Raw genomic sequence first — 6,659 nt, 5'->3', positions numbered from 1 at the left:
AACCGCACCGTGTGGCCTTGCCCTTCGAACGTGCGCCCGAGATAATGAGCACCGCAGCACGCCTCCATCGCCACGACGCAAGCCGGCAGCGCGGCGGAGAACTTGATCAGTCCCTCCCGCGTCATTCGTCGGCGCAACACCACGGTTCCGCTCGCATCCATTCCTGCCAAGCTACAGCTGTTCTTGCCTAGGTCGATCCCGAGCGTGGCAATCGGCGTCTTCGTCGTCATCGGTCCTCTCCTTTTAATCCAACGCCAGATTGCGCCAGATGATGAGGGGCGGGCCATCCCATAAACTGAGTAAATATCGCGTTGAGCACGGATGATATGTTCATTCTAGAGCTTGATGATGTTGATGACGAAGATGGCGGGTCTAAACCCTAGTAACCGTTTGCATGTCGCGGCGGTTATGTGAGGAGGACAAGATGGAGAAGGTAGAGTTCGACATCAGCGATCTCGATCTCGATGCGATCGAAGTCGTGGCCACGAGCGGCTACATGGCGATCCCGGAGACGGGCGCCTCGTGTTGCTATGGCAGCTCGTCCTGCAGCGGTTCGACGCAGCCCGACGTGTCCGTCTGAGGCGTCCCTTGCGCTAAGCGGCGCGTCGCCTCGGACAGCGGTGACACCGAGGCCAGAGTCGGCGCATCGTTGCGGGCGTGGAATCCAATCTTGGTCAGCAAGACTGCGCATCGATCGTGAACCACGATCGGGATGGGAGCGTCTGGGTGAATGTATCGACGCCGATCAGCGGACCATCACTGGACGAGTTCCTGAATCGTATCGGAAGCGCACGCGGGGGCGAAGGCGACGAACTGGCCGCTCGTATCGTCCGGCATCCGCATTTCGTCCTGCGCGTCGGCGGCGAGTCGGTTGCGGCGGTGCAGTCGGTGCGATCGGACGAGGCAGCACGCGCGAGCGACGCGATCACGCTCCTGCGGCGCGATATGACTATAATCGTCGACCGCGCCTGCGCCGCGATCGAAGCCACGGTGGCGCTGGTCGCCGACAAGCAGCAACAACGCGATCTGATCGCGTTGAAGCGCGACCTGTTCAACCGTCGACGCCCCAAGGCGAAAACGATCGCGGCCGTCGGGGAACTGCTGGCACAGGCCGCTGACGTGGACGTGCGTCGGGCGGTGGAAGGCATCGATCATATCCGGATCGCCGAGGAGGAGATGCTTCAGGCCCATGCGACCAATCTTGCCGCCGATGCCGACGCCTTGCGCCGCGCGGCGACGCTGCCGAACCTGCGGGCGGCAATGATCGCGACCAGCCCGTCGCTGATCCACACATTGCAGCAACTCGAAGGCGGCGCGGTGCTACGCCATAAGGACTGGGTCAATCTCCATCTCGCGCTGGCCGGTTTCCTAACGCGCTCGACGCTCAAGACGAGTCCCCGATCCTCGCTGACATTGATCGCGCTGGGCGTGTGGGATCCGACCGGACCGAGCGATCTCGCTTTTTCGCTTGATAACATGACCGTCGCCCGCGACGTCCGCGTCAGACACAGCATCGTCGAGCGCATCCTCCGTCCGGTCGCGACCTCCGTCGCAATGCTGTCCGATGAGGCGTCGATACGGCCAAACCCGACGCTGCGCCTCGACGAGGAGAGCGCCGAGTGGCAGCGGATCGCGTTTTCAGAAGCCGCCGCGATGGAAACCTATGGCATCGTGTCGACGACGAACAAGCTTCGCGTCAGGCAACCCCTGCTCGCCATCCTGCGCGATGTCATCGCCGCGCCGCAGCCGTGGCGGTTGGGCGCGTATAAGGATTACCTGCGGTCCCGGATCGGTCTCTCCGGACCCGCCGACATCGAACGGCTGCTGGACCGGCTCGTGTCGCTCGACCTGCTGGTCCTGGACGACCAGATGCCGGCGCAACATGATCGGGTCGACTGGGCTCGGTCGGTCGCGCGGCGCGCTGCACCCTCGGTCTCGACCGCGCTCACCAACGGCATCGACCAGATCGAGATGGCGCGGCGCGCGATGGTGGCGCAGGGGCCGGGGACCGAAGCGGAACGTGCGATGGAGCGCGCCATCGACGATATCGCGGGGGCAACCGGCGCGGCGCTGCGCGCCGACACGTTCCGCCCGGTATTCCACGAGGATTGTGTGATCGCCGCGCCGGCAATCGCGATGCGCGACGCCGCGATCGCGCCACTGTGGGCCGACCTTGCCGATCTGGTGCGGCTGGTGCCGTTGTTGCGCGGTTATGGCTGGGCGGGAGCCTGGCTGACGCGGCGGTTTGTCGCGGCGTTCGGCACCGGCGGCGGGTGCGCGGACCCGACCGCGTTCCTGATCGAGACCGCGGAGGCGCTGACGGCCTCTTCGAGTGGGACGGACTCTCCGCCATGGCAGACCGGGACGATTCCCGACGACGACGATGCCCGCGCGCAGGATGCGGTGTCGGTTGGCTTTGCCGCTGCGTTGCGCGACCTGAACGGCGATGCGGAAACATGGCATATGCCCGCCGCGCTCGTCCGGCGCTTCCATGCTATGCTACCGCCGAGTTATCGCCGCCGCGCGCGCTCCCACTGCATCAACGGGCAGTTCGTGACGGGCCACGGCGAGGCAGGGTTCGTCGTCAATTCGGTCTATCCCGGCAACGGACGCATGACCTCCCGCTTTCTGACCGCAGCAGGCGCGGTGGCCGACTATGTCGAAGCCCTGGCGCCCGGTATACCGGTTGCGATACCCGGCGTGTTCGGGTTCAACGCCAATCTTCACCCGCCGTTGTGCGACCGGGAATTCTCGATTCCGCCCTATGCGGCGGACTTTGCCGAGACCCGCAAATACACGCTCGACCGCTGCACGCTGCGCCATGATCCTGCGATCAACCGATTGGTCGTGGAAGACGAGGGCGGCGAGCGGCTGTCACCCTATTATTTCGGCATCCTCAATTCCTGGGCGCTACCGCCGGTCCATCGCGTGCTCGATTGGATCAACGGCGCGTCCGACCTGCCGTTTTCGATCGCCGACGCGATCTTCTCGCGGGATCGGCCGACGGACCCGCCCGACTTGTGGACACGGCCGAGACTGGTGATGGGCGGGGCGGTGCTCTCGCGGCGTTCGTGGTCGCTGGCAACCACGGTGTTGCCTGATCCGACGCTTGACGCCGCTGCGTTCTTCTTCGCGCTGCGTGACCGATGGCGGTCGCTCCGCTTGCCGCGCGCGACCTTCTTTCAGGCGTCGAATTTCTGGCGATCGAGCGGGGGCGATAATCCGCGCCCGCATAAGACCCGCAAACCGATGTACCTCGACATCGACAGCGTGTGGCTCGTCCGGGCGTTCCAGCGATCGCTGCGGTCGATTGCGGGGCACCTTGCCATCACCGAAGTGCTGCCCGAACCCGGCGACAGCCCGGTCACGGTCGACGGTCGTCGGCACGCGGCGGAAATCACGATCGAGCTCGCGCTGAGCGAGGCCGATGTTTGATCGCGTCATCCGCGTCGCGTACTTCGACGCCGCCCCAGCGTTGCTGGTGGTGGACGCGCTCCATCCGGCGCTGTCGTCGCTGATCCGCACGGCCGGCATGCGGGCGTATCTGCGGACCGACTGGGCGCGCGGACCGCATTTCGACGCAGTGATCGAATCGTCCGCAGGTGACGCGACACGCCGCGACATTGACGGTGCGTGCGACGAGATACGCCGCTGGATCGCGCGCCATCCATCTACGCAGCGGCTGCCGACTGATTACCTGGCGCGCTCGCGTCGGATGGCGGGCGCCGAGCAATGGGCGGGGGCGATCGAGCCGCTCTACTCGAATAATCACGTGTTCCTCGCCGCGAACAAGAAGCGAACGTTGTGGGGCTCACCCGCGTTGGGTGAAGCGGCAGCGACATTCCACTGCGGTGTGCTCGGCGACGTCGCGCAGATCGCGGCCGCACGAGAACGCTCGCGCGGGGGGTTCGTGGTAGAGGCGGCGCGGCGCCTGGCGAGTGTCGGCCACATGACAGCCGACGCGGCGTTCGCCTTCTGGCCCGCCTCGTTATTGGCGCATACCCGGCTGTTCCTGACGGCGCATCCGTCGCTGCGGCCCGTGTCCGAAGCGGCATGGGGTCGCCTCGCCGGACCCGTCACCGCGATGGTGAGCGAGGTGGTATCGCGGCCGGATCCCCCGATCGACCTGAGCGGCTGGACGGCCACAGGGGTCGATCTCGATCGGGCGGTGAGCGCGATTCAAGCCGATCCCGACACGCGCCTCGTACCCGTCGATGTCGACAACCCGCTCCACATCCGCGACACCCTCGGCTCTGACGAGGCGGTCACCGCGCGTCTCACTGACATGTTCGACGCCGATCGCAACGCCGCGGTGTTCGCGTCGCCGCTCCACCATCGCTTCCGGATTGTCATCAACATGATGTACGAGGCGCTTGCGGCAGCGACGATCTCGCCGGTCGAGCGCGCGCTGGCCTGCTACCTGCTCATCCGTGCGATCGTCGCGGATTTCCCGGAGGTTGCCGCGCGCGCGCGCGATGCCGTCGCCGAGATGGCGGGGGCGGCACATGCTTGACGGCGCGCTTTACCCGCGTCTTCGTGCCGCCGTGCGGCTGGACGATCGGCCCGCCGCGCCCGCGTTGACGCTGGGCGACACCGACGTCGAATTCAGGGGCGTGCCGCGCGCCTTGCTCGCCGACGTGATCGGTCGATTTTCAGGGCGCGAGACGCTCGATGCGATCTGCGCTCGTTATCCCGAACGCGCCACCAGCGTCGTGCGGCTGATCGCAGCCGAATTGCTGACGCGGCGCATGTTGCTCCTGGCGCAGAGCGGCCGCGATAGCTGGCCCGCGGACCCCGCCGGAACGACGTGGCGCTATATCTTGGATCGCGTTCCTAACCCGGTCGAGGCCTTTGGCCGCTGGCGCACCGAGCCCGTCGTCGTGACCGGTCGGGGCCGAAGCTTCGCGATGGCGGTCGCGGGGATGCTGGATGCGGGGGTCGGCAGTCTGGCGATCGGACCCGATGACGACGCCAGCCGCCTGAACCTGGCCGACCGCCTGACGGCGCAGGCGGATTGCGACAGCGGTTTTGCATGGCGGTGGATCGCGCCGACCGACCCGATCGATCCGCAGGCGGTCATGGTGCGCGCGGTCGACGATGATCCGATCGCGGGCGATGGCTGGGCCGCACCAGTGTGCCGACACGCCGGGCGATCCGTGATCGCGGGTACGACGCGCCGGGGGGGCATGGTGACCCGCGCGCCAGAGGACTGGCAGGCGCGCGACGCGACCGGAGATACTGCGCCGATGTCGCCTTATGCGTTCGCGGTGCTCGGCAGCATGGCCGCGTTTCAGGCGCTCAACGCAACGATCGCGGACGATGCGCAGCCCGCGGGCCTGCTGCCCCTGTCCGGGGCGACGCTGATCCGCCCGGATGGCAGTTTCGTCGGCGCCGACGCGTCGCCGATGTTGGTACTCGCGCCGTCGGAGGACGGCGATGCCCGCCGATCCGGCTCGGCACCCGCGCGGTCGCCGCGCCAGCGCGAGCGCGAGCGCTGGATCGCGTGGTCGCAACCCTTTTTCATGGCGCACACGCCCCTGCTGGCATGGGCGGACGAGGCATCCTTGTCGGTGTTTCCGCTCGCCCACCGCGCGCTCGACGTGCTGCCCGACGAGGGTGGGCCACGCCTCGCCGTCTGGGCGGCGTCGCCCAGCGAGGTCACCGTGCGCGCGATCCGCCGCGGACTCGAAGCGGCGGCGGACCAGGTCGAGGGGACGACCTGCCATGCGGTTGCGGCGGATATCGCGCATCGGCTCGACCGGCTCGGCGAGTTGCCGGTGCGCGACTTCGTGGTGGGGCGGTATCGGCAGATCGATGGCAATGGCTGACGCCGGCGGCGCCTGGTGTAGCGTGGCCGATGCGCTTGCCGCGGCGGTGCGCCGGATCGGCGGGTGCGCGCCGGCGGTCCCGCCCGGCATCGCGCTGGCCGTCGTCCCGCTCCACGATGCCCCCGCCGCGCGGCGTTGCGCCGCGGAGGCGCACGTCGCGGGCTTGGCGGTGTGCCATGTCGGCTATGATGCGAGCCGGGTGCTGATCGGGCCGATCGTGGTGCCGGGCGGCGCGTCATGCCAGCAGTGCGCGCGGCTCTGGGCACCCGGTCTCGGCGCGCACCATCGCGCACCGCCGCTGCCCGCGCCGGTAATCGACATCATCGCGGCGCAGGTGGCAGGCTACATCGCGGCCTGGCGCGCGAATGAGGATGCGGATCAGTCGGCGAAGCTATGCTGGATCGACGTCGAGACATTGGCGCGATCGACCCACGATGGAATTTCATCTGGCGAGCCAGATTGGCGATGCTTTGGGACCGAAATCCGGGAAGGAAAAATGATGGAGAAGATGATCGACGATGATGCGGCGATCCTGGAGAGGTGGCTCGGGAAATCTGAACAGCGGGGATAAGTGGATTGCCGATCTGACCGCGGCCATGTTGGCCGCCCCAGGAGGCAAGATGAGCAAGCGACCCCGCCGGAATCACAGCCCGGCGTTTAAGGCCAAGGTAGCTCTGGCTGCCGTAAAGGGTGAGAAGACGCTGGCCGAGTTGGCGCAGCAGTATGACGTGCATCCAAACCTCATCAACCAGTGGCGATCCCGGCTGCTGGAGGGCGCGGCGGACGTATTCGGATCGGAGCCGGCCGCGAGCGAACCGGCGATCGACGTGA

The 6,659-nt window shown here is 67.2% G+C and carries 6 protein-coding genes and 1 pseudogene; 6 read left to right on the top strand and 1 reads right to left on the bottom strand.

Features of this window, described 5'->3' with window-relative positions; all coding sequences use genetic code 11:
* Positions 1-230: pseudogene (locus EAH84_RS15600) on the bottom strand (IS110-like element ISMmg1 family transposase); the annotation flags it as partial.
* 194 nt (positions 231-424) lie between these two features.
* On the opposite strand from EAH84_RS15600, the gene EAH84_RS16015 reads away from it, so the two are divergent.
* The 6 genes from EAH84_RS16015 to EAH84_RS15575 form a co-directional block, all read left to right on the top strand.
* The gene (locus EAH84_RS16015) at positions 425-580 is read left to right on the top strand and encodes a hypothetical protein (RefSeq protein ID WP_161978437.1); all 156 of its coding nucleotides are present in this window, start codon (positions 425-427) and stop codon (positions 578-580) included.
* A gap of 146 nt (positions 581-726) precedes the next feature.
* The gene (locus EAH84_RS15595; RefSeq protein WP_140872890.1) at positions 727-3,435 is read left to right on the top strand and encodes a lantibiotic dehydratase; all 2,709 of its coding nucleotides are present in this window, start codon (positions 727-729) and stop codon (positions 3,433-3,435) included.
* Positions 3,428-4,513, top strand: a complete 1,086-nt coding sequence (locus EAH84_RS15590; RefSeq protein WP_140872889.1) for a hypothetical protein — start codon at positions 3,428-3,430, stop codon at positions 4,511-4,513. Before EAH84_RS15595 ends, EAH84_RS15590 begins: the two co-directional genes overlap by 8 nt.
* Positions 4,506-5,828, top strand: coding sequence for a hypothetical protein (locus EAH84_RS15585; protein WP_140872888.1), 1,323 nt, complete (start codon positions 4,506-4,508; stop codon positions 5,826-5,828). The genes EAH84_RS15590 and EAH84_RS15585 overlap by 8 nt, the downstream gene beginning before the upstream one ends.
* Positions 5,821-6,399 carry a hypothetical protein gene (locus EAH84_RS15580; RefSeq protein ID WP_140872887.1) on the top strand — a complete coding sequence of 193 codons (579 nt, stop codon included), beginning with the start codon at positions 5,821-5,823 and terminating at the stop codon, positions 6,397-6,399. The genes EAH84_RS15585 and EAH84_RS15580 overlap by 8 nt, the downstream gene beginning before the upstream one ends.
* 49 nt (positions 6,400-6,448) lie before the next feature.
* Positions 6,449-6,659, top strand: a 211-nt coding sequence (locus EAH84_RS15575) for a transposase (protein WP_140868377.1), incomplete at its 3' end; no start/stop codon positions are given.

The sequence above is a fragment of the Sphingomonas oligophenolica genome (assembly GCF_006438955.1).
Taxonomy (GTDB): domain Bacteria; phylum Pseudomonadota; class Alphaproteobacteria; order Sphingomonadales; family Sphingomonadaceae; genus Sphingomonas; species Sphingomonas oligophenolica_A.
The sequence above is the reverse complement of the archived record's forward strand: the minus strand, read 5'-3'. Positions and strand labels throughout refer to the sequence as shown.